Origin of the sequence: Planomicrobium okeanokoites, from assembly GCF_003428875.1 — a bacterium.
GTDB lineage: Bacteria > Bacillota > Bacilli > Bacillales_A > Planococcaceae > Planococcus > Planococcus okeanokoites.
Map to the genome: position 1 here is coordinate 613,268 of NZ_QQRS01000001.1, position 20,823 is coordinate 634,090.

Below are 20,823 nucleotides of genomic sequence, written 5' to 3' on the forward strand. Positions count from 1 at the left end.
CAAACTATCCAACTTCTATTTTATTCGAATTCTCTAATAAAAACAAAAATTATCCCTTATTTTTCCGAGTTTTCGTCCAGAAGTTTTTGGATGCTCTCCATGATGACCGACGTTACTTCTTCCGCTGATGCTTTCCGTTCACGGTAAGGAGCCATCAGAACAGGCTCTCCGTAGACGACTTTCACTTTTCGGAAAGGCTTATAGGGACCAATGATAGCACATGGCATGACATCAGCATCCCCTCTCAAAGCGAAAAACCCGGCTCCACTCAACCCTTTTTTCAAAACGCCGTCAGTAGATCGCGTACCTTCAGGGAATAGTCCTACAACATCCCCGTTTTTCAAAATCCTCAAAGCACTGCGCAGCGCTTCCCTGTCACTCATCCCACGTTTCACTGGGAATGCATTGACTTGGGGAAGGATACGACCGAGCACCGGCACTTTGAACAGTTCTTCTTTTGCCATGAAGTGGACGGTACGCGGCGAAGTCATTCCGACTACCGGCGGATCCAGTGCATGTATATGATTGGAACACAATAAAATCCCACCCTGATCCGGGAATTTCTCTGTTCCTGTCACTTCAAACCGATAAAGCGGGGTTAATGCCGTCTTGACCAAAGCTTTGCCGAATGTATATAAATTCACGTCAGTCCAACCTTTCTTCCGCTAATTTTAGAATTTCGGATGCGGCGTCGACAATAGATAAATTCGTTGTATCGAGATAAAGCGCATCCTGTGCCTGACGCAGTGGGGATACTTCCCTTTCGCTGTCCATTTTGTCCCGCGCGGCAATCTCTTTTTGCAGATCATCCAGCGGCGTATCGATTCCTCTTTTTTTGTTCTCTTCAAAACGGCGCCGCGCACGTTCTTCAACAGTCGCAGACATGAAAACTTTCAGCTCGGCATTCGGCAGTACCTGAGTGCCGATATCACGTCCATCCATCACCACACCTCTGCCGGAAGCCAGTATCTGCTGCAGCTTCACCATCTGTTTTCGTACGGATTCATGTGCTGCCATCATAGAGACGGAATTCGTCACATTTTGTGACCGGATGTCTTCTGTCACATTTTTTCCATCCAAAAAGACCAATTGACCATCTTGTGAAGGCTGCAGGTCTATCCGTGTATCTGCAAGCAGGCGCCCAGCCTCTTCACCGCTCTCTAAATTGATGCCTTCCCGTATAGCCTTTAATGTAATAGCACGGTACATTGCGCCTGTATCGATATAAATATAGCCTAATTTCTCAGCTACGATTTTTGCGATTGTGCTCTTGCCTGCAGCAGCAGGACCATCGAGCGCTATTTGGATTGATTTCGTCAAAAAAGTCACCTCATCGTATGTATTCAAGTTATTTTAACACAAGAAAAGCGACAGCGCCCGCTAAGCTCTGAAAGGCATAAGACAGAACAGCGAAGTGGCGATTAGCCACGCAGCTGGGCTGGCTTATGACCCGAAGAGCTGGGCAGCTGGAGTCTGGACACAAGTAAAGCGGAAGCGACCATGTAGATTCGAAAGGCATAAGACGATCTGGCGAAGCGGCGTGTTTTCAGCCGCACAGCCAGAGTGGCTTATGATCCGAGAATCTGGTCGCTGGAGTCTGGACAAAGAAAAGCGACAGCGCCCGCTCTGCTTTAAAAGGCCTTACTAGCAAAAAATACATAGAAAAAAGCCCGAAGACCCCGGGCTGAATAGTTATGATAATTAATTCATGGCATTTTGGAATTTTGCTGGTGGTAATGTGATAAGGACAATAAATGGGCCTGCTTCACTTTTCTAAGGCCGAACCACCACAGGAACAGCATAAACGGTGCAGCGCCTGCCAGAAGATTATTATTGGACCAGAGGCTTGCGTTGTATAAAAGATGCAGCCCAAACGGTATGAACAATGCCAGGAACAGCCATTTATGCTGAACTCCATCGTGTGAAAATTTGGCTTTCCCATAATAATATCCCATGACGACGCCAAACAGCGCATGGCTTGAAACGGGAAGCAAAGCTCTGATAAAAGCGATATCAGTCCCGAATTCCAATAGATAGAGGATATTTTCAACTGTCGCAAATCCCAGTGAAACACTTGCTCCATAGAGGATCCCATCATAAGGATCTTCAAAATCCACATGTCTGAAAATAGCAATCAGTATAACAAGCCATTTAAAAAATTCTTCTATAGTACTGGGGAACAGAATATTGGTCGCCAGTATATTGCTGAATACCTGTTCTTCTTTAAAGACATATTGTAAAAACAGAATCGGAAACGTCAGAACTGCTCCATAGATGAAACTTTGAAACAGCAGTTTGGAAGGCTCCTGTGAAAATTGATCCCGCAAATAGAAATAACTGAATAATGCCAGGCTAGGAGCTATCGCTACAGTAAGTAATATTATCATCGTGATGCTCCTTTGCTCATAGTACTTTCAGTATATCACGATATATTATGAATTTTTAGCCGCCAGCTGAAATTTAACCAATTATATGGAAAATGTCTGATTATCAATTTTGCCTGCAGACGATAATGCCACCGCCAATTTAATACGGGCTTTTTTACTGTCATAATCACTTCCTAAAAATACGCCTTTTGAAAGCAAATCATGGGCACTGCCAGGATAGCCGTAAGAGGGATAGACATTGCCTTCCTCGGCACTTGTAGTAAGGACAACATATACGCCTTGCTCTACAGCCTGGCTGATCGATTCCACCATAAATGGTGAAACCTGCCCTCGCCCTGCAGCTTCCAAAACAATGCCTTTCGATCCGCCTTTGACAAGCATATCGACGATGTAGCCATCCTGGCCCGAATGGCATTTCACTATATCCACACGTGGAATACTGTCGATTACATTATGTATTTCGCGATAAATGGGCTTTTGGTAAACTCTGACTTTATCATTATCGATGATGCCCAAATAACCATGTCCGAACGAATCGAATCCCTGCAGATTGCTCGAATGCACTTTTTTCACGTATTTTGCTGAATAGATCCGTTCGTTGAAAACCACTACTGTTCCCACATCGTGAAGCGTTTTGTCCACTGCTGCATTTATTGAGTTACGCAAATTCGAATAAACATCTGTCCCGACTTCCTCCGGTGCCCGCTGTGAACCAGTCACTACTACCGGACGACTGTCGTCGATAGTCAGATCCAGAAAAAAAGCGGTTTCTTCAAGCGTGTCTGTACCATGGGTAACCACTACACCACTGACGGAGTCATCCTGAAATTCCTTTTCGACCGCTTTTTGGATTTTAAGCATTTGTTCGAAGCCAATATGCATACTTGGCAATTGAAATATATCGATTACTTTCACTTCTATATCTAATGGCAGCTGGCATAACTCTGCCAGTTCCTGACCTGAGATAGCTCCGGATTTCAATAAACCCTTTGAAATTTCACGGGATGCGATTGTGCCTCCCGTCGTGATCAGCGATACTTTTTTCTTCATGACCGAATCTCCTTCCGATGCTCTTGCTGCATGCTTACTAATAATTTGTAATTTTCATCCCGAAACCTATTTCAGTCCTTCTCTGCTGCAAATTGCTGCGGCAATCTGTTCACCATGGAAACGGCCATTTTCAATAAATATTTCATTGGCATTATTTCCGGCAGCTATAACTCCGGCAATGAACAGACCGTCGACTCCTGTTTCCATGGATTCTTCATCAAATTCAGGTCTGCCGGTCGCTTCATCGATTACAATGCCCATGCTTTTTAAAAATTCATGATCCGGATGATATCCGATCATTGCAAAGACAAAATCATTTTTGATGAATACTTTTCTGTCATCTGCGGTCAGTTCTACAGAATCCATTGTAATCCGGTCTACCATCGAATCGAACAGCATACTGATTTCGCCTTTACGCACCAAACCGTCGAATTCGGGGAGAATCCAAGGTTTGATGCTTTTGGAATAACTGGTGCCATGATAGGAAACTGTCACGCGGCTGCCCGCTTTGTGTAATTCCAAAGCTGCGTCAACCGCTGAATTTTTACCGCCGATCACTAAAACATCCTGATTGAAATAAGGATGCCCTTCCTTGAAATAATGCATCACTTTAGGCAGTTCTGCACCTTCGACATCAAGTGTGTTGGGTTGATCGTAATAACCTGTTGCGGCAACAAGATATTTTGACCGATAGACGCCCTTGGATGTAGTGATGATAAAATCCCCATCTTTTTCCACCGAAAGAGCCGTTTCATAAGCTCGCACATCCAATCCCGCCATAGTTACGACATTTCGGTAGTATACAAGGGCCTGATTTCTTCTCGGTTTTCTCTCTTCTGTTATGAATGGGATGCCGCCTATTGAGAGCCGTTCACTGGAACTGAAAAAGGTCTGATGAGTCGGATATTGATAAATTGCATTTACGACATTTCCTTTTTCGATGACAATTGTCTGCAGTCCCGCTTTTTTCAATTCAATTGCGGCTGACAGTCCGCAAGGGCCGCCGCCAATGATTACAACATCTGTATTCTCCATTTAAGCCAACTCCTGCCTGTTGCATTACTTTACTCCTCTTATAAGCATAGAAGATTTACGTATTCTTCGCCACTCGCTGAAAGCCATTGCCTTCTAAAGGTATAAATTCCAAAATGTGATACTGCGCTTCAGCTCCAAGCCGCAACGGAAGCGATGTAGTCCCATAGCCGTTAGTAACGAGTTGATAGCGTCTGCCAAACTTTCGAAGGGAGCCTTTTTTATAAAGTCCGATTCTCCCTATTCTGATCTGACCTCCGTGTGTATGCCCGGCCATCATGAACCCAGGGCCTTCTGCTGATTGCAAGTATTTAAAAACAGCCGGCGTATGGGATGCAAAAAGGACGGTATCATCACGTTCAACTTTTGAGAAAGCTTTTTTCAGCTTTTCTTCCCTGTCGCTGAAAAAATCAACCCCCACTAATTTCAGGTGCGGATTGTTGAATAATTCCACTGATTCATTATCCAGAATAGTCACCTGAAAATGGCCCAGTAATTTCCGCAGATTGCGCTCTCCAACCTCTTCATCGTTATTACCCCAAATAAAAAACACCGGTGAGGCTTCAGTTAAAATCCGCAAATTATCAGCAGTCCTCTTCATAGGCACACCCCGTTCCGTAAAATCCCCTCCAATCACGACAGCATCCAAAGGATTCGTGATGAAGTTTTCCGGCAACTTCTTCCGGTGGATGTCTGCGACAAAAAGCAGACGAAAAGGACGGAACCCATGACGGGTTTCCAGTTTGATAATATGTCTTTTCTTATGAATCTTATTCGCGTTTCTGTACATGTATAAGAGCAGTGCGGCAGCTGCAAGCCCTGCACGAAAAAGATATTTCAAATGCACCACTCCTCCAATCAATAAAGGGGCATAAGCAAGTTCTGCTTAAGCCCCTTTTATTTTCCTATTAATCTTCTGAAATATCCAGTACACGGAATCCGGATTTTTCAAGTTCTTTTACGAATTTATCAACATTGTCTTTTTTGCGGATTTTCAAGACGATTCCCCGTACGACTTTATCGGTTTCATCAAAAGTTACAAGTGAAATGACCGATTCTTTGAATTTTTCGATCAGCTCGCCCAGACGACCGATGCGGCCTTCGGATTCGACAGATGTAAATGTGATGCGGTAACCGGATTTCTTCATCCCGAATGCGCTTTGCAGCTGGTTAACCAGGTCAAAGCGAGTAACGATCCCAAGGAATTCCCCTTCTTCCACAACAGCTATGATCGGGAAATCACTTAGCTCCACTAAAGCTTTTTCGTAGACATCATCCAGGCTAAGGAAAACATCTTCATTTACCAAAACATCTTTAACTTTTGTTGAACTTATGTACTCTTCCTTGCTTTGTCCTGCATTGAAGAAAGCCTTATAGGCATGGTACCAAGTGAAGATGCCTTTGAATTTATTGCCTTCCACTACCGGCAAGGCATCGACCGAAAATTTCTCCAGCAAATCCAGGCCAATCTGCACTGAATCCTCCGGTTTAACAGTATAGCATTTTTCTTTTTTGATCATTGCGCTTTTTACGAACATTTGCCCACTCCTGTCTCATGATATGATTTAAGTTTTTACTCAATATAAGAGTACCCTCTATTATGGAAGGATTAACTTCTGTCCTGCATAAATTTCATTCGAACTCAAACCATTAGCTTGTTTGATTTTTTCTACAGCAGCTCCAGCTCCTGAAGCTCCATAATTATTCACCGCGATCCGGTACAAAGTTTCGTTGTCTTTTACAATGACCGTTTTCGCTCCAACAGCATCACTGCCCGCAGGTTCTTCCGGTTCAGGTGTACTTGGTGTTTCCGCTGCAGGCGTTTCCTGTTCTGCAGGCGTTTCACTTTCAGCCGGTTCTTCCGTTTCTTCAGACGTATCTTCTTTTACGGTGTCATCCTTTTTCTCTTCAGCTGCCGCGTCAGTTTCCTCGGATTTTTCGTCAGCAGCTTCTTCCGTTTCATCGGCCACATCTTCCTCTGTTTCTTCCGGAACGAGAACTGAGTTTTCTTCAGGTGATGACGTGTTTTCAAAACTTACTTCGTTTTCATTTTCCGCTCCGATCAAGGTGTCATTCGGCTCATAAACAAAAGCCACATATATCAGGATCGTTACCGGAATCAGGATGAAAATGAAGAACAATGCAGGCAACAAGAGATTTTTCCGTTTTTGGGTCTTCTGACTGCCTGTTTGTCGATGCGCTCTCCGTGACAGGGTGGAATTGCTATCCGTAATGATTTCCTGGCGATCTTTTTCCAAGGATTCACGATAATTTTTTTTGTCCATTCATTAATTACCCCTATCTTATCTGATAACTTCATTATGACGAAAAAAGTCCCATTTGTAAATGCCATAATAATACATTATTAACAAGGTAAGATTGCATTCAAGCGGCTTTCCCATGTATCCAATACTTGAATATCCACAGTTTCCCGGTGGGTAAGAAAGTCAGCAAAATTCAGATGATCATTGATGCAGCAGTTTTCCGGCTTGATATGCAATTGCTGATCAAAGCATTCCAGCACATATTCTCTAACACAGCTTTCCAAATTGATCAATTTCCTGATTTTAGCAGACTGCTTTATTTTTTCATTTTTTTGTTGTGCGATTTGAATAATGGTGTCTTGCTCACTTAAATGATTCTTCCAATAGGAAATCACTCTCAAAGAAGTTTCTCTTACAATCCCCTGATCGACCAATTGTGCCGGGTCACCTTCATTCTGGTAAACTTCCCTTATTTCATGATTCGTTGGCAAATCATCCAGGACAAGGTTTGCAAGAAGATCCTCGTCTCCCGCAGCGTACAATAAGGTTGCCAGAGCCGGATCACCATTCCTGCCTGCTCGCCCAACTTCCTGAACATAGCCTTCTATGGAAGTCGGCACCTGAAAATGGATTACATGGCCAATATCCGGGATATGTACGCCCATTCCAAAAGCATTGGTTGAACAAACCCATTCCAATTCACCATTCTGAAATTGCTGCTGGACAAAAATCCTGTCCTGATGTTCCATGCCCCCATGATAGAACGCCGTACGGATTCCGGATAGGCTGAGAAGGTTGGATAATTCCTGGGATTTTTTCCGTGTACCGGCGTATATGATACCCGGTCCTTTATTGGCTGCCACAAAAGTGGATAGCCACTCCAATTTCTCCTTGCCGTTTTCAAATTTCTTTATATCATAAGCAATATTTTTCCGGTCCATCGGGTGTGTATAGATAAATGGTTCTGAAAGCTTCAGATACTGTTTGATTTCCTCCGTTACTTTAGCAGTGGCAGTGGCGGTCAGCGCCAGAACCCGCGGATGGCCGAGAGCTGGCATAATTTCTGCTATCCTAAGATAATCCGGACGAAAATCAAAGCCCCATTGTGAAATGCAATGAGCTTCATCAGCAACAAGCAATGAAATGTTCAGTCCCATCAATTTATTTTTGATATAGGGCTGTACCAGCATTTCAGGAGAAATAAAAATAAAACGGTAAGTATTCAAGTTGTGCAGAATGTTTGAGCGCTCAGCAGGATCAAGGAAAGAATTGATAGCAGCCACTGATTTTTCCCCCATCTTTTTCAATTGAGCTACTTGATCTTGCATCAGCGATAAGAGCGGCGAAACAACCAGTACACTTCCTTCCATCAGATGAGCAGGAAGCTGGTAGCACATCGATTTGCCCATCCCTGTCGGCAATAAGGCGATTACGTCTTGGCCCCCAAGGATTTTTTCAATCACTTCCTTTTGTCCAGGACGGAAAGACGTAAATCCGTACGTATCAAATAATGTTTTTTCCAGATTCATAACGTTTCCCCCTTTGTCGCTAACGCAAGCCGAATTTGGAAGTAACCTGCCTCCGGTATGGCTTCTTTAATATCCCTAAGCCTTTTGGTATTCCGGGAATGGCTGACAGCAATTATCTTGCTGTAGAGACTTCCATCCATAAAAGCAAGAATATCAAACCCTGGGTCATTCATTGCCAGCTCTACAAAATGGTCTTCAATCGTACTCGTCTTCAACCCTCTCAAAGCGGCAATTTCTTCAAGGCTTCGGCCATTTCTGAAATAATATTCGGTCCTTCTTGCAGTTTCCGTCAAAGAAGATTGTTGGATAACACCATCCAACAGTTCACTCATCATAGGAAACTGTCGGGTTTCCAGAACATCCATCCACGCATGCAATGTTTCAATCGCTTGCAATTTGATATCAATGACTTCCAATCTTTCTGCGGCTGCTATTTGTTCCCAGGTCAAACCTCCGATTTTAAATCCTGAAAGTCTTTGGACAACAATTCTTTTACCGGCAGCATCCACATCAACCTTCGACAGGCTGACTGCCAACTCTGTTTTGAAGTTCCGACAACTTTCAGCATCACGGTAATTAATTTTATGTAAATATTTTTTCACCCATTGCTGTATGTCTTCCGCAATCACTACCGGATCGAAAGCTCGCTGATTCTGATGAATTTGTGAAAGTGACTGGACAATCAAGGAAAGCCGCGCCATAAACAATTGTTCTTTTCCGCGATACTTCCATCCATTAAGCAAAGGAACCGGCGTCTGCAGTGCCATGGACGCTTCCGTCATTCTCACAACCTGTCCATCTGTTATGATGAACCCTTGTTCAAATAATTTTTGGACGGCTTTATCATAGACCTTTTTTTCTAATTTCGGCATAACCCCGAAGTATGGGTGAAGTTTATAATAGCCGATGTCCTGAATTGTCTGTCCGGATTTTTTCCCTTTTATCAAATGATAGGGTGAGGAAATCGTCCGCTCGCCATCCACCGCTTTTAAAATCGTGATAAGAATATCTTCAAATAACAAGACTGCGCCCCCTAGCGGTTTTTGGTTGAAAAACTACTCAAACACCTTTAGAATGAAAACGATAGTATAACTGAACTTGTTCGGAGATAAAGGAGAGGAATAAGATTATGGCTAAGTATACCATTGTCGATAAAGATACTTGTATCGCTTGTGGCGCTTGTGGAGCTGCAGCACCCGACATTTATGACTATGATGATGAAGGAATTGCGTTTGTTATCCTAGATGATAACACGGGGAACACTGAAGTTCCAGACGAATTGGAAGAGGATATGGAAGATGCATTTGAAGGCTGTCCAACAGATTCCATCAAAGTGGCGGACGCTCCTTTTGAAGGCGATCCATTAAAATATGAAGACTGATTATTGATTGTACAGAAAATCCCCTGAGAAAAATTTTCTCAGGGGATTTTCTTATTCCATCTATTATTATATCGTTATTTATTTCAGGCTTGATAGTAAAGGCGCTGCTTCTCAATCCACCTGTGCATGCTGCTGAACATCAGCAGAACCACCAGCGTCAATAAAATACCTTTAATCAAATTGAACGGCAGAATACCCAAAACGATCGTTCCGAACAGTGCATTGCCGGTTTCAGCGGGCATATTCAGGAAATACGTGTACATTGGCAGAAATACCAGGTAGTTGAGAATGCTCATACCGATTGCCATTGAAAGTGTTCCAGCGGCCAATCCAAAAATCATGCCTTTTTTAGTCGAAATCTTGTTATAGATGTAATAGACAGGCATAAAAAATAAGATGCTTGTCGCAAAGTTCGCCAAATGTCCTACTGGGACACCTGTTGGGCTTCCTTGGAATAACCAATCCAGCACGTTCTTAAAGAACGCTACCAGTATACCGGCTACCGGCCCCATTGTAATAGCCGCTATCAAAGCTGGCACATCACTAAAATCCACTTTCAAAAATGCCGGCAATGCTGGCAAAGGGAAATTAAACAGCATCAAGATAAATGAAATACTGCTCAGCATCCCGATTACAATCATCGACTGTAATTTTTTGTTCTTCATTATTCCTCTCTCCTTGTCGTGATTCACCAGAAGAAAGGCTTGGATCGTGTTGTTACATAGCAAATCCCTTAAGCTGAAAACCACTTAAGGGAGAAAAGGCACACTTAAAACAGCGTTCCGTTTACAGTAAACGACACACGTCCGCACCTTCACCTTCTCCCATCCAGACTATACTGTCGGCTTTGGAATCTCACCAAATCCTGCGTTTTACGGCTCGCGGGCTTATGAACAATCGTTCAATTACCGCCGGTAGGGAATTGCACCCTGCCCCGAAGATGAATCGATATTTTATTTAATTACAAATTAATGATAATTGAAAAAAGGCGCATTGTAAACAGCTTTGCTTACAATGCGCCTCGTCAATTAATAATTATATTCCTTAACGTTTATCCCTGCAGGAACCGGTAATGGTTTCGTGAAATCATACTTGTTCCAGTTTGTATCCACGGTATTGGCAATCATCAATTCCTTGCCGAAAGAGTCCGCGGTCAGAACCATTCCTTCTATCAAGAATACTGCTTCTCTATACTCATAAGAATTGAAATCCACCGGTTCAGTAAACTCCACCGTAACTGTTCTGTCGTTTTCAGAAACGGAATACTCCAAATCCTGTGGCACGACAGATTCATATAGATCGTTTGGTGAGGATTTCATGGCTTCCAAAGCTGCTGAAACATTTTCATGCGGCATATCATAACCAGGTACAAGATAGCGTTCTGTATCTGCGGTACTATACGAATAGTAGGCGATATTTGTGATGCCAGGCTGAATCGCTTGAACCTGTCCTACCTGATCAAAATTCGCAGCATTTCCGGATTCGTCGACGATTGAAATTTCAGAGGCATCGGAAAACGTAGCTGCCAACGAATTGAAATAAACACTCATCGCGGCGGAAGCCATGTCGTATTCATGAGCAGCGGGCAATTCATGTTGAACCCCTTCTGCAGTCGCATCAATTGTTCCGCTGTATGGGTGATATTCATCAAACCCCAATGCTTCTTCATCAAGTTCGGCTGCATATCGATTATAGAGTTCAACTGCATCCACATCAGCGGTTCCAAAATCTTCCACCAATCGGTCCTCCCAAATCACAAATGACACCGGGATAACAATCGCATTTTCAGTCAAGCCCACAGTGAACAAGGAAATGCCTTCCAATTGCTCTTCATTAAGAGTAATTTCAGGTGGACCTGCGGCGGATTCCATAGCATTGAAAGAATCTGAACCTTCTTCTGAATCCGCTTCTTCAGAAGATTCGGTTGCCGCTGACTCCGATTCTGCACCTCCACTATCTTCCGTAGCAGCTGAGTTAGCGTCTCCGCTTTCTGCTGTACTTTCTTCAGCACCCTCGCCTTCCGAACCGCTCATATCATAAGCACTCTCATCGCTGCTTTGGCCGAGCATGGACGCCAGCAGCACACCGAACGTGATAAATGCCAGAGCCGCAACTAGAAGCGGCACCCAGTTCTTCGATTTTTTATGGGGTCTTTCTGTTTTTTGGAGCCGTTTAAAAACTTCTTCTTTTGGTCTTTCGTCTTTGATAGCGGGGAAATCCTTTAACAAATTTTCGATGTTTTCTTCATCCCATTTGTTATTCGGCATTTTGCAATCCCCCTTCCTTTGCGGTTAATTTTTGGCGCAGGGATTTGATTGCACGGTGCTGGGTCGTTTTGACCTTTCCTTCTGACCAATCAAGGATTTCAGCAGTTTCGGCAATGGACAAATCCTGGAAGAAGCGCATGATGACGACCATTTTCTGGTCTCCTGTGCAAGTATCCAACGCTTTATATAATGAGAGCTTATCTTCATTCAATAAAGACAGCTCTTCCGGCAAACGCTCAGAAGAAGTCAACTGCTGCGTTTCCCAGTCGAAATGCTCCATCGAATGCTTTTGCCTCACTGAAGCTTTTCGGAAATGATCGATGGCAACATTTTTGGCGATGGAAAAAAGCCATGTCTTCTCAGTGCTTTTGCCTTCAAAGCGGTCATAAGCCCGAAATACCCGAATATAAACTTCGTGCATGAGATCTTCCGCGATATGGCGGTTCTTAACCAAATAAATCAGGAATTGGAAAACATCCTGATGGTACTGGTCATAAAGCCTGTGGAAAACGGAGTCATTCATATACTCCCCCCGTTCTTAGAATTAGTCGTTTTATGTCGAATTAAGTTACATCTTTTTCAGTGGCAGCAGGAAAAAGAATGAAGTTCCTTTACCAAATTCACTTTCCACATCGATTACACCGTCGTGAGCCTTGACGATATTGCTGGCAATCGCCAAGCCAAGCCCGGTTCCGCCTTTGCCGAGTGTACGGGCTTTGTCTGCTTTGTAGAAACGCTCAAAGACAAAAGCTTTGTCCTCTTCGGATATACCCGAACCTGTGTCATTGACGGATATCTTAGCAAAATTATTCTGTTGCTGTGCCTTCACAATTACCCTTCCGCCTTCTGGTGTATGGCGCAGCGCATTGTCGATAAGATTGGTCATTACTTGCTCAATTCTGTCTTCATCAATTTCAGCAGCTGTCCAATCATCAATATCCGTATCAAAAGACAATTCAATTCCATTTTCTTTCGCAGCCTGAGCGAATTTAAGGGTCATGCGCTCGATGACATTATTTAGCTGGACGACTTCTTTATAAAGTCGCATGTGTCCGGATTCCAGTCTGGCCAGATTAAGCAAATCTGTTACAAGCCGGCCCATCCGCTGAGATTCTTCATAAATGATTTTCGTCATTTCCCGGCGTTCTTCCTCTGTTGCACCGACATCATCAAGCAGAGCTTCGCTATATCCCTGAAGCATGGCTATTGGTGTCCGCAATTCATGGGATACATTGGAAATGAAGTCTTCACGCAGTTTTTCCAGTTTATGCTGTTCTGTCATATCATGCAGGACAGCCACAGCCCCACGGACCGAGTCACCGCTGTATAGCGGGCTGAATGATACTGCGTAGTAAGCTCCTTCAATTTCAAGCTCTTCTTCCAGCTCTTCCTCAAAATGAAGAACGTGGTCCAGCATATGATACAGTTCGAGCGGAAGAGGCTTTCCTTCAGGAATCGCTTTTTTCAACAGCCAGTTTTCATGCAGCTTTTCTGCAGGGGGATTGCTGAGCAGGACAGTTTTATCTTGATTGAAAGTAATGACAGCATCAGCCATTGATGTCAAGATACTGGATAATTGTTCTTTTTCCTGACTGATAACTTCGAGATGATGTTTTAATTGGCCGCCCATCTGATTGAATGCAGTTGCCAATTGGCCGATTTCATCTTTGGAAGTGGATTTGACTCTGGTATCAAAATTACCTTTCGCCAGCTCAAATGCACCTTCACGCATTTTACGCAGTGGCGAAGTAATGCGGGAAGAAAGGAAGAATGCAAAAAATGTTGTAAGCAATAATGCGATGAAAGCTGACAGGAAGACGATGTTCGTGGTTCTCTCAGCCGTACGGTCCATCACTTCAAGGGACTGGTAGATGAATACTGTTCCATGCAGTTCCTGTCCTGTCTGAAGCGGACTTGCTAAAACAATATAGGATTCCATTCTGTCTTCTCCCGACAAAGCAGGAAGAAGCATTTCCTTCATAACGGTTTCATCACTTTCAAAAACTTTCTGGAACGCAGGTTCATTCAGAATGCGTTCACGGATTTCATCGCCATTCATGCCGTCATGCAAAAAATAAGAACTTTCATATGGTGCTTCGGCGATGACAGCATTTGTTTCAGGACCCAGAATATCGTCGATGATATTCAATGATATGTCCAAATTGCCATGTTCATTGAAAATACGGGCAATTGTAGCCGCTTCCTTATTCAAAGTTTCTTCAACCGTTTGGCTGTGGTAATTTCCCAAAAATTCCAAAAGGAGTACAGTAACAATAAAAAGGACAAAGGAAACGAGAAGCAGGATGGTAATCCACAGCTTCCCGACGACACTATTCCATATTCTATTCATTGCCGACCTCGAATTTATAACCTACTCCCCAGACTGTCACAATCATTTTGGCAGCAGATTCCGAGACCCGGTTCAATTTTTCGCGAAGTCGTTTCACATGTGTATCAACTGTCCGAAGGTCTCCGAAGAAATCGTAATGCCAAACTTCTTTGAGCAGATGCTCCCGGTCAAAAACTTTATCCGGTGCTTTGGCAAGGAAATAAAGCAACTCGTATTCTTTAGGAGTCAGGTTCACTTCGGTACCGTCAGCTGTGACCCGGTGAGCATCATGATCAATCGTCAGATGCGGAAAAACGACTAGATCTTTGGAAACAGTTGAATTGGCGGATGGCGAATAGGCGGATGAGCGGCGAAGAATCGCTTTTACCCGCAGCACCACTTCCCTTGGACTGAAGGGTTTGACGATATAGTCATCAGCTCCGGATTCAAAACCTTCGACCCGATTCGCTTCTTCGCCTTTCGCAGTCAGCATGATAATTGGGGTCATTTTAGTTTCACGCAGTTCCGTCGCTACTTCAATCCCACCTTTTTCAGGCATCATCAAATCCAGCAGGATGCAGTGATAGTCTTTTTCAGTGGCCATTTCAAGGGCTTCAACGCCATTTTCCGCTTCTTCGACAAGGTACCCTTCGCGCTCAAGGTACATTTTCAACAACCTGCGGATCCTTTCCTCATCATCGACAACCAAAATTGTAATTTCCTCAGACATCGTAATCCCTCCAACTTTCTTCTATTCTTACATTGTACCGATAACATTTCCAAAAATAAATAAAAATGGGTTTCTATATAAGCAGTCAAATCTTATTGAAAAAGCGGATGGAGAAAAATAATGCTTTTTCTCCATCCGCTTTGATTTGATTCCTTTATAAATTCATATGGCTCCGTACCTGTTACGCGTAAGAGTGAAGACCCGCAATAATCAGGTTGACGGCCACCAGGTTGAACATGATGATCGCAAATCCGACAACACCAAGCCAAGCGGATTTCTCCCCTTGCCATCCTTTACCCAGACGCAAGTGAAGATAAGCAGCATAGAACAACCAGGTGATGAGAGCCCATACTTCTTTTGGATCCCAGCCCCAGAAACGGGACCAGGCAATCTGTGCCCAGATCATGGCGAAGATCAATGCGCCGAGTGTGAACAGCGGAAAGCCGATGATCACTGCGCGGTAGTTGATTTCGTCCATCAATTGCAGGCTGACGTTCTTGACGAACGGTTTGAAAATTGCAGCGATGCGTCTACGCGCAACCAGCCGGATGAGCCAATAAAGAATCGTTCCGACGAAGACCGACCAAAGCACCGTAGTCACTTTGCTGGCATTCACTACTGCAGGCGTTTCGAAAAACGGCTCCATTGTGCCATCGGTCAATGAGGTGTATTCATTCATCCCGACCAGTGCAGGCATATTATACGTAATTGTGGATTCATTTCCATCTTTATTCACATAACTGAAATCCGATTGGTAGCCTGTCAGCGAGAAGAAACTGCTGGCGATAACAAACCCGATTACAAGAACCAGTGAATACATGATCGCTTCCAACCAAAAACGTTGTTTCGACTTCTTGTTCATGTCGACAACTTTCAAGAGATAGACTAACCCTGCTCCTGCGCTGATCGCTAAAATACCTTCAGCGATTACCACGGTACTGACGTGTATCGCAAGCCAGTTTGTCTGTAAAGCGGGAATCAACGGACTGACTTCACTTGGGAACATACTCGCGAATGCAATGATCAGTAATGCAACCGGAAGCACGATCATTCCCAAAACAGGCGTTTTATATAATAGGTAAAGAATGATGAATCCACCGACTAACGTCATACCGAAAGCTGTAGTGAATTCGAACATATTGCTGAGTGGCGGATGCCCTGTTGCTGTCCAGCGTGTTATAAAGTATCCGAAATGGGAAAGAAAACCGACCACCGTAATGATAAAAGCGATTTTCCCCCAACGCCCTTCTGATTTGAAGGATCCTTCTTTATTGCCTTTGACTGCTCCGCCAAAGACAAAAGTTGCTATTAAATAGGCTAAAAAAGCGACGTACAGTAAATTAGAACTTATTTCCGCCAATGTCATGACAATTCATCACCTTCCAGTTTCTGCTCTTTCTTCAGTTTTTCCTGCTTCTCAATTTCTTCCTGTTGATCAACATAGGGAGGAAGTGCTGCGAAGCCGGAAACCTGATCAAGATCTTTCTTTAAACCAAACCAGTTTTTATTGGTGTGGCCGGCCAACACAAGTTCGCCATCCTCTTGTTTTTGAATCCAGAAACGGCGGTGATTGAAATACATCCCCTGTGCGACGCCTATCATAAAGATCAGGCCTCCCAGTCCAAGAATCGGCAAGGTTCTGTCCTTGCGGATTGTCAAACCAGATACATCGCGGGTTTCAGCTGTCTGGAACGTCAGCTTATAATCATTTTCCCCAAGTGGTTCGATCGTATTCTGGATAACGATGAAGCTGACTTCCCCGTCTGGAGTCTCAGGTGTAAACATTCTTACAAGGAAACCGGGATTATTGGGAACCGGGGTTTCAGTTTGAGGCTCACCGTTTTCAAAACCTGAAAAATCAGGATAATAGCCGAGAAGATCAACGCGTGTGTCATCACCCAGATCATAGGATTTTTCCGGGTTGACAAGATCAATTGTAAACGAACCAAGCGATTCCTCAGTTTCTTTATTGGTGAGATCGAAAGTCATCGCTTTTAATTCATTTTGCCTGAAATCCATCTGATAGACTGCATAGCCATCAAACTTCAATGGCTGATTGACCTTAATTGCATGTTCTTTAACTTGCTCCATGTCATCTGTGGCGCCCGGCAGACTTTCATCCGGTGTCTGGTACAACACGATATCCGTCTGATAATTTTTCGCTACAGAGCCGACCCGGTCGATCGCTTCTTCGAATTTCGCTTCATCACCCTCGCCGGTGTAGGTTTCCATTGTAAAGTTTTTACTTTCCAGGAAATAACCAGGCGCATCAGGTATTGCGCGGGTCTCGCCTTCGCGGATCCATAACGTTTCATCCACATAGAAACCAGGCATCATTCGCAGCATAACGCCAAACAGGAAAATGATGAGGCCTATGTGATTGACGTAAGGGCCCCATCGTGAAAATCGGCCTTTTTCAGCTAGCAGGCCATTTTTGTCCAAAGTAACTTTATACTTCAATTCTTTCAGTTTTTCTTCCGCTTTTAACATCGCGTCCTCAGGAGCAGGACCTTCAGCGTAAATGCGCTGTTTATCCATGAAGCTGCGGTGGCGCAGAACCCGCTGGTTTTTTAATGAACGATATAACGGCACAAATCGGTCGAGACTGGCTACAATAAGGGAAATCGCCAGCATGCCCACTAAAATTATAAACCAGGCAGAACTGTAGAGGTCGTGGAAACCGAGAAAATGATAGATTTTGCCGATCTCTCCATATACATCAGCATAATAAGCTTTGATGGTTTCGTCGTTTCTCACTGGAACATTGACGTATTGCGCCTGAGGAAGAATTGTTCCAATCGCCGCTGCAATAAGCAGCAGCACAATTATAGAAACTCCGACTTTAACACTCGAAAAGAAGTTCCAGATTTTATCTATAATCGATTTGTTATAAGTTTGCGAACGGCGGGCGGTTCCTTCATACCGCATATCCGCCAATTTCTTATTCTGTTCTTCTTCAGTCAGTGAACGGCCGCAGGATTCACATAAGATTGTGCCCGGCGGGTTGACATGACCACATTTACATTGCATCTTTTCCATCCCAAAAACTCCTTATTGAGGTTTGATTTCTTCCATGAAGCCTTTAATATCCTGTTCTGTCATTTCCCCGGTGATTATCCTCTGGATGTCGCCTTCAGGATTGACCAACACAGTTGTCGGCAACGGACGGATATTATAAGCCGTCATGACCGATCTGGATTTGTCAATCGCGATAGGGAAGGATAGATCAAACCGATCAGCGAATGACTGCACTTCGAAATCAGATTGGGCGATGTTTACAGCAAGTATGTGGACACCTTGTTCTTCATATTCTTTATATTGTCTGTCCATGGCAGGCATTTCTTTGACACATGGTTCACACCACGTACCCCAGAAATTAAGGAACACTCCTTCACCTTGATAGTCAGAAAGCTTATGCCGGTTGCCATCCATATCCTCCAGAGTAAAGTCCGGCGCTTTATCGCCTACCCGGAGCACTTCCACATTATCAGCAGTAACACTATTATATATTGTGTAGCCGATTGCCAGCACAAGCAAAGATAATATAGCTAAACGCATAAAAGCGCGGTTTCTTTTCTTATTCGTCTTTTTCGCTTTTTTGTCTTCCTGCATGCTTCTCTCCTCCTCCGAGGTCATTATTGAACCAATTATAGCAAAGTTTCATAGTCAAAAAACCTGGAGTTTTGAAGGGTTTGTGAACGTTAATGCCTCTTGCCGGTTTCAGCCATCACGCGCAGCAACTTCACTTCATGTGCTGTCAGCTGACGGGATTCACCTGCATTCAGACCGTGCAAAGTCAAGAACCCGAATTGTTCGCGGCTCAATTTTTGGACCGGGTAACCGATTGCCTCAAACATCCTTCTCACCTGTCGGTTCCGGCCTTCATGAATGGTGATCTGGACGATTCCTTTGCCCTGTTTCTTATCACCGGACAAGAGCTTCACTTTCGCCGGAGCAGTCATGCCGTCTTCAAGTTTGATGCCGCGCTCTAATTTTTGCAGATCTTCTTTAGCAGGAATGCCTTTTAACCTCGCTACATATGTTTTATCGATTTCATATTTCGGGTGTGTGAGGATGTTCGCGAATTCCCCGTCGTTCGTCATAATCAGCAGTCCTGACGTATCGTAATCCAATCTTCCGACAGGATAGATCCGTTTATCGATGTCATCGAAGAAATCTGTAACCACTTTACGGTTTTTATCATCTGTCACAGCGGATATGACTCCGCGCGGCTTATACAATAAATAATATACTTTCTGTTCTTTTTCCAGCTGCACGCCTTCAACTTCAATTGTGTCGGATGAAGAAACTTTCGTCCCTAATTCCTTGACCACTTTGCCGTTCACGCGCACTTTGCCGTCCAAAATCATCTGTTCCGCTTTTCGTCTTGAAGCGACGCCGGCGTGTGCCAGCATTTTCTGCAATCGTTCCATAAACTCACCCCGTCTAATTTAATCTCATTTTTATACTTTCGCTTCTTCTTTAAATGCTTCTTGGAATTTAGTCATGAAAAGATCGGTATCCCCGTCCTGATCGTCTTCCACTTCATCCGGAAGAGCAGGTAATTCGTCCAGGTTTTTCAATCCGAAATAATTCAGAAACTCACTGGTAGTGCCATATAGGATTGCCCTGCCTGTGCCTTCCGCTCTTCCGACTTCCTGGATCAGTGCTTTGCCTGCCAATGTATGAAGTGCTTTTTCGCTCTTAACTCCTCGCAGGTCTTCAATTTCCACTCTCGTAATCGGCTGTTTATAAGCCACGATAGCCAATACTTCCAAAGAAGCCTGTGACAGGGATTGGACTGTAGGGTTTTCAACCAGCCGCTGAATGGTGTCGGCCACTTCTGCCTTTGTCACCAATTGATAGACTCCTGCCAGTTCCTTGATCATGATGCCCGCGGTTTCAGTTTCTTCATACCTTCTAACCATAGCGGAAATCTCTTCTCTGATCTCTTTCTCTTCAGCTTCCGTCAAAAATTCAAGCTGTTTCATCGATAATCCGTCGTCACCTGCAACAAACAGCAATGCTTCTATTTTACTCGAAAGATGCGTCATCATAATCCCACGTTTCCTTTCTAAGTTCGACCATCAGATCGGTGAAGTTTTTCTCTTGATCAACTGCAACGACTTGCCGCTTCATCAGTTCCAAAAGCGACAGGAATGACACTACCATTACAGTCTTATCATCCGAAGGAAACAGTTCTGAAAACGCCGTCCTGCCTTTTGCCGCTCTTAGCGTATTGACAATAGAAGTCATCTGATCCTTAATGGAAATCTCCTGACGGGCGATCCTTGCTGAAAGCGGAGCCTTCATTTTCTTTCTCCGCATCAATTTCTGGAACGCAGCAAGCATATCGTAGGCATTCACTTCAAGGTCAATATTCTCAAACGGAGCCAATGTCTGATATTCTGATAGATCCATCGGCGGTTTAGTGAAAATTGTGGCACGGTCAGCTTCCAATTCCTTCAGCTGGCCTGACGCTTCTTTAAATTTCCTGTACTCGATAAGCCGGGACACAAGCTCGTCCCGTGGATCCTGTTCTTCGAAGTCGTAATCCGGGTCATCCAGGTCTCCCTGGTGCACCGGCAAGAGGGTCTTGCTCTTAATCGCCAGCAAAGTAGCGGCAAAAACAAGGTATTCACTCGCCTCATTCAACTCGAGCACTTGCATTGCACGGATATGCTCCATATACTGGGTAGTGATTTGTGATACGGGAATGTCGTATATATCAATTTCCAAACGGTGTATTAAATGTAATAATAAATCAAGAGGCCCTTCAAAAGCCTCAACCTTTACTTCATAGGACATTATCCAACCACCTGACTGTTAAAGATACTCAATATATTATAGTAGA

The 20,823-nt window shown here is 44.0% G+C and carries 22 protein-coding genes and 1 riboswitch; of the genes, 1 reads left to right on the forward strand and 21 read right to left on the reverse strand.

From position 1 onward, the window contains the following. Nucleotides 1-56: 56 nt before the first annotated feature. The 10 genes from D2910_RS03160 to D2910_RS03205 form a co-directional block, all read right to left on the reverse strand. Complete coding sequence (locus D2910_RS03160; protein WP_101802906.1) at nucleotides 57-644, reverse strand: lysophospholipid acyltransferase family protein; 588 nt, start codon at nucleotides 642-644, stop codon at nucleotides 57-59. A 1-nt stretch (nucleotide 645) separates the two neighbouring features. Further along, on the reverse strand, nucleotides 646-1,320 hold the full coding sequence (gene cmk, locus D2910_RS03165; protein WP_101802905.1) for a (d)CMP kinase: 675 nt from the start codon (nucleotides 1,318-1,320) through the stop codon (nucleotides 646-648). A gap of 386 nt (nucleotides 1,321-1,706) precedes the next feature. After that, nucleotides 1,707-2,387, reverse strand: a complete 681-nt coding sequence (gene prsW / locus D2910_RS03170; RefSeq protein WP_117312377.1) for a glutamic-type intramembrane protease PrsW — start codon at nucleotides 2,385-2,387, stop codon at nucleotides 1,707-1,709. Nucleotides 2,388-2,468: 81 nt separating this feature from the next. Further along, the gene (locus tag D2910_RS03175; RefSeq protein ID WP_084245480.1) at nucleotides 2,469-3,437 is read right to left on the reverse strand and encodes an asparaginase; all 969 of its coding nucleotides are present in this window, start codon (nucleotides 3,435-3,437) and stop codon (nucleotides 2,469-2,471) included. 66 nt (nucleotides 3,438-3,503) lie between these two features. Continuing rightward, nucleotides 3,504-4,472 carry a YpdA family putative bacillithiol disulfide reductase gene (locus D2910_RS03180; RefSeq protein ID WP_084245478.1) on the reverse strand — a complete coding sequence of 323 codons (969 nt, stop codon included), beginning with the start codon at nucleotides 4,470-4,472 and terminating at the stop codon, nucleotides 3,504-3,506. A 55-nt stretch (nucleotides 4,473-4,527) separates the two neighbouring features. Continuing rightward, nucleotides 4,528-5,310: a metallophosphoesterase gene (locus D2910_RS03185; protein WP_117312378.1), complete on the reverse strand. Its 783-nt coding sequence runs from the start codon at nucleotides 5,308-5,310 to the stop codon at nucleotides 4,528-4,530. Nucleotides 5,311-5,377: 67 nt separating this feature from the next. Beyond that, complete coding sequence (locus D2910_RS03190) at nucleotides 5,378-6,007, reverse strand: CBS domain-containing protein (RefSeq protein WP_117312379.1); 630 nt, start codon at nucleotides 6,005-6,007, stop codon at nucleotides 5,378-5,380. A 60-nt stretch (nucleotides 6,008-6,067) separates the two neighbouring features. Next, the gene (locus D2910_RS03195; RefSeq protein ID WP_084245472.1) at nucleotides 6,068-6,754 is read right to left on the reverse strand and encodes a LysM peptidoglycan-binding domain-containing protein; all 687 of its coding nucleotides are present in this window, start codon (nucleotides 6,752-6,754) and stop codon (nucleotides 6,068-6,070) included. A gap of 80 nt (nucleotides 6,755-6,834) precedes the next feature. After that, on the reverse strand, nucleotides 6,835-8,262 hold the full coding sequence (locus tag D2910_RS03200) for a RecQ family ATP-dependent DNA helicase (RefSeq protein ID WP_084245470.1): 1,428 nt from the start codon (nucleotides 8,260-8,262) through the stop codon (nucleotides 6,835-6,837). Beyond that, complete coding sequence (locus tag D2910_RS03205; RefSeq protein ID WP_117312380.1) at nucleotides 8,259-9,284, reverse strand: YpbB family protein; 1,026 nt, start codon at nucleotides 9,282-9,284, stop codon at nucleotides 8,259-8,261. Before D2910_RS03205 ends, D2910_RS03200 begins: the two co-directional genes overlap by 4 nt. Nucleotides 9,285-9,391: 107 nt before the next feature. Here D2910_RS03205 and D2910_RS03210 point away from each other — a divergent pair, with 107 nt between their 5' ends. After that, nucleotides 9,392-9,643 (forward strand): ferredoxin, encoded by a 252-nt coding sequence (locus D2910_RS03210; RefSeq protein WP_084245466.1) that lies wholly within the window; start codon nucleotides 9,392-9,394, stop codon nucleotides 9,641-9,643. 83 nt (nucleotides 9,644-9,726) lie between these two features. Here the strand turns inward: D2910_RS03210 and D2910_RS03215 are convergent, their stop codons facing one another. From D2910_RS03215 to D2910_RS03265, 11 genes are all read right to left on the reverse strand, one after another. Next, on the reverse strand, nucleotides 9,727-10,308 hold the full coding sequence (locus tag D2910_RS03215; RefSeq protein WP_117312381.1) for an ECF transporter S component: 582 nt from the start codon (nucleotides 10,306-10,308) through the stop codon (nucleotides 9,727-9,729). A gap of 147 nt (nucleotides 10,309-10,455) precedes the next feature. Next, nucleotides 10,456-10,589: riboswitch (FMN riboswitch) on the reverse strand. Between the two features lie 82 nt (nucleotides 10,590-10,671). Continuing rightward, nucleotides 10,672-11,910, reverse strand: coding sequence for a GerMN domain-containing protein (locus D2910_RS03220; RefSeq protein ID WP_117312382.1), 1,239 nt, complete (start codon nucleotides 11,908-11,910; stop codon nucleotides 10,672-10,674). Continuing rightward, complete coding sequence (sigX, locus tag D2910_RS03225) at nucleotides 11,900-12,433, reverse strand: RNA polymerase sigma factor SigX (RefSeq protein WP_084245460.1); 534 nt, start codon at nucleotides 12,431-12,433, stop codon at nucleotides 11,900-11,902. The genes D2910_RS03220 and sigX overlap by 11 nt, the downstream gene beginning before the upstream one ends. A gap of 45 nt (nucleotides 12,434-12,478) precedes the next feature. Then, nucleotides 12,479-14,260, reverse strand: coding sequence for an ATP-binding protein (locus tag D2910_RS03230; RefSeq protein ID WP_084245458.1), 1,782 nt, complete (start codon nucleotides 14,258-14,260; stop codon nucleotides 12,479-12,481). After that, nucleotides 14,253-14,969 carry a response regulator transcription factor gene (locus D2910_RS03235; RefSeq protein WP_101802894.1) on the reverse strand — a complete coding sequence of 239 codons (717 nt, stop codon included), beginning with the start codon at nucleotides 14,967-14,969 and terminating at the stop codon, nucleotides 14,253-14,255. Before D2910_RS03235 ends, D2910_RS03230 begins: the two co-directional genes overlap by 8 nt. A gap of 181 nt (nucleotides 14,970-15,150) precedes the next feature. Then, the gene (gene ccsB, locus D2910_RS03240; RefSeq protein ID WP_117312383.1) at nucleotides 15,151-16,335 is read right to left on the reverse strand and encodes a c-type cytochrome biogenesis protein CcsB; all 1,185 of its coding nucleotides are present in this window, start codon (nucleotides 16,333-16,335) and stop codon (nucleotides 15,151-15,153) included. Continuing rightward, complete coding sequence (locus D2910_RS03245; protein WP_117312384.1) at nucleotides 16,332-18,008, reverse strand: cytochrome c biogenesis ResB family protein; 1,677 nt, start codon at nucleotides 18,006-18,008, stop codon at nucleotides 16,332-16,334. The genes ccsB and D2910_RS03245 overlap by 4 nt, the downstream gene beginning before the upstream one ends. Before the next feature lie 12 nt (nucleotides 18,009-18,020). Further along, the gene (resA, locus tag D2910_RS03250; protein ID WP_117312385.1) at nucleotides 18,021-18,581 is read right to left on the reverse strand and encodes a thiol-disulfide oxidoreductase ResA; all 561 of its coding nucleotides are present in this window, start codon (nucleotides 18,579-18,581) and stop codon (nucleotides 18,021-18,023) included. A gap of 89 nt (nucleotides 18,582-18,670) precedes the next feature. Beyond that, nucleotides 18,671-19,402, reverse strand: a complete 732-nt coding sequence (locus D2910_RS03255) for a pseudouridine synthase (RefSeq protein WP_084245448.1) — start codon at nucleotides 19,400-19,402, stop codon at nucleotides 18,671-18,673. Nucleotides 19,403-19,432: 30 nt separating this feature from the next. Beyond that, nucleotides 19,433-20,026 carry an SMC-Scp complex subunit ScpB gene (gene scpB, locus D2910_RS03260; protein ID WP_117312386.1) on the reverse strand — a complete coding sequence of 198 codons (594 nt, stop codon included), beginning with the start codon at nucleotides 20,024-20,026 and terminating at the stop codon, nucleotides 19,433-19,435. Next, on the reverse strand, nucleotides 20,004-20,777 hold the full coding sequence (locus tag D2910_RS03265) for a segregation/condensation protein A (RefSeq protein ID WP_117312387.1): 774 nt from the start codon (nucleotides 20,775-20,777) through the stop codon (nucleotides 20,004-20,006). The genes scpB and D2910_RS03265 overlap by 23 nt, the downstream gene beginning before the upstream one ends. Between the last annotated feature and the right edge of the window lie 46 nt (nucleotides 20,778-20,823).

What these genes read in the sequence shown, in the direction of transcription:
- prsW (WP_117312377.1), bottom strand. Translation starts at nt 2,387, where the DNA reads ATGATAATATTACTTACTGTAGCGATAGCTCCTAGCCTGGCATTATTC.
- D2910_RS03175 (WP_084245480.1), bottom strand. Translation starts at nt 3,437, where the DNA reads ATGAAGAAAAAAGTATCGCTGATCACGACGGGAGGCACAATCGCATCC.
- D2910_RS03180 (WP_084245478.1), bottom strand. Translation starts at nt 4,472, where the DNA reads ATGGAGAATACAGATGTTGTAATCATTGGCGGCGGCCCTTGCGGACTG.
- D2910_RS03190 (WP_117312379.1), bottom strand. Translation starts at nt 6,007, where the DNA reads ATGTTCGTAAAAAGCGCAATGATCAAAAAAGAAAAATGCTATACTGTT.
- D2910_RS03195 (WP_084245472.1), bottom strand. Translation starts at nt 6,754, where the DNA reads ATGGACAAAAAAAATTATCGTGAATCCTTGGAAAAAGATCGCCAGGAA.
- D2910_RS03200 (WP_084245470.1), bottom strand. Translation starts at nt 8,262, where the DNA reads ATGAATCTGGAAAAAACATTATTTGATACGTACGGATTTACGTCTTTC.
- D2910_RS03210 (WP_084245466.1), top strand. Translation starts at nt 9,392, where the DNA reads ATGGCTAAGTATACCATTGTCGATAAAGATACTTGTATCGCTTGTGGC.
- D2910_RS03215 (WP_117312381.1), bottom strand. Translation starts at nt 10,308, where the DNA reads ATGAAGAACAAAAAATTACAGTCGATGATTGTAATCGGGATGCTGAGC.
- D2910_RS03220 (WP_117312382.1), bottom strand. Translation starts at nt 11,910, where the DNA reads ATGCCGAATAACAAATGGGATGAAGAAAACATCGAAAATTTGTTAAAG.
- sigX (WP_084245460.1), bottom strand. Translation starts at nt 12,433, where the DNA reads ATGAATGACTCCGTTTTCCACAGGCTTTATGACCAGTACCATCAGGAT.
- D2910_RS03230 (WP_084245458.1), bottom strand. Translation starts at nt 14,260, where the DNA reads ATGAATAGAATATGGAATAGTGTCGTCGGGAAGCTGTGGATTACCATC.
- D2910_RS03235 (WP_101802894.1), bottom strand. Translation starts at nt 14,969, where the DNA reads ATGTCTGAGGAAATTACAATTTTGGTTGTCGATGATGAGGAAAGGATC.
- ccsB (WP_117312383.1), bottom strand. Translation starts at nt 16,335, where the DNA reads ATGACATTGGCGGAAATAAGTTCTAATTTACTGTACGTCGCTTTTTTA.
- D2910_RS03245 (WP_117312384.1), bottom strand. Translation starts at nt 18,008, where the DNA reads ATGGAAAAGATGCAATGTAAATGTGGTCATGTCAACCCGCCGGGCACA.
- resA (WP_117312385.1), bottom strand. Translation starts at nt 18,581, where the DNA reads ATGCAGGAAGACAAAAAAGCGAAAAAGACGAATAAGAAAAGAAACCGC.
- D2910_RS03255 (WP_084245448.1), bottom strand. Translation starts at nt 19,402, where the DNA reads ATGGAACGATTGCAGAAAATGCTGGCACACGCCGGCGTCGCTTCAAGA.
- scpB (WP_117312386.1), bottom strand. Translation starts at nt 20,026, where the DNA reads ATGATGACGCATCTTTCGAGTAAAATAGAAGCATTGCTGTTTGTTGCA.
- D2910_RS03265 (WP_117312387.1), bottom strand. Translation starts at nt 20,777, where the DNA reads ATGTCCTATGAAGTAAAGGTTGAGGCTTTTGAAGGGCCTCTTGATTTA.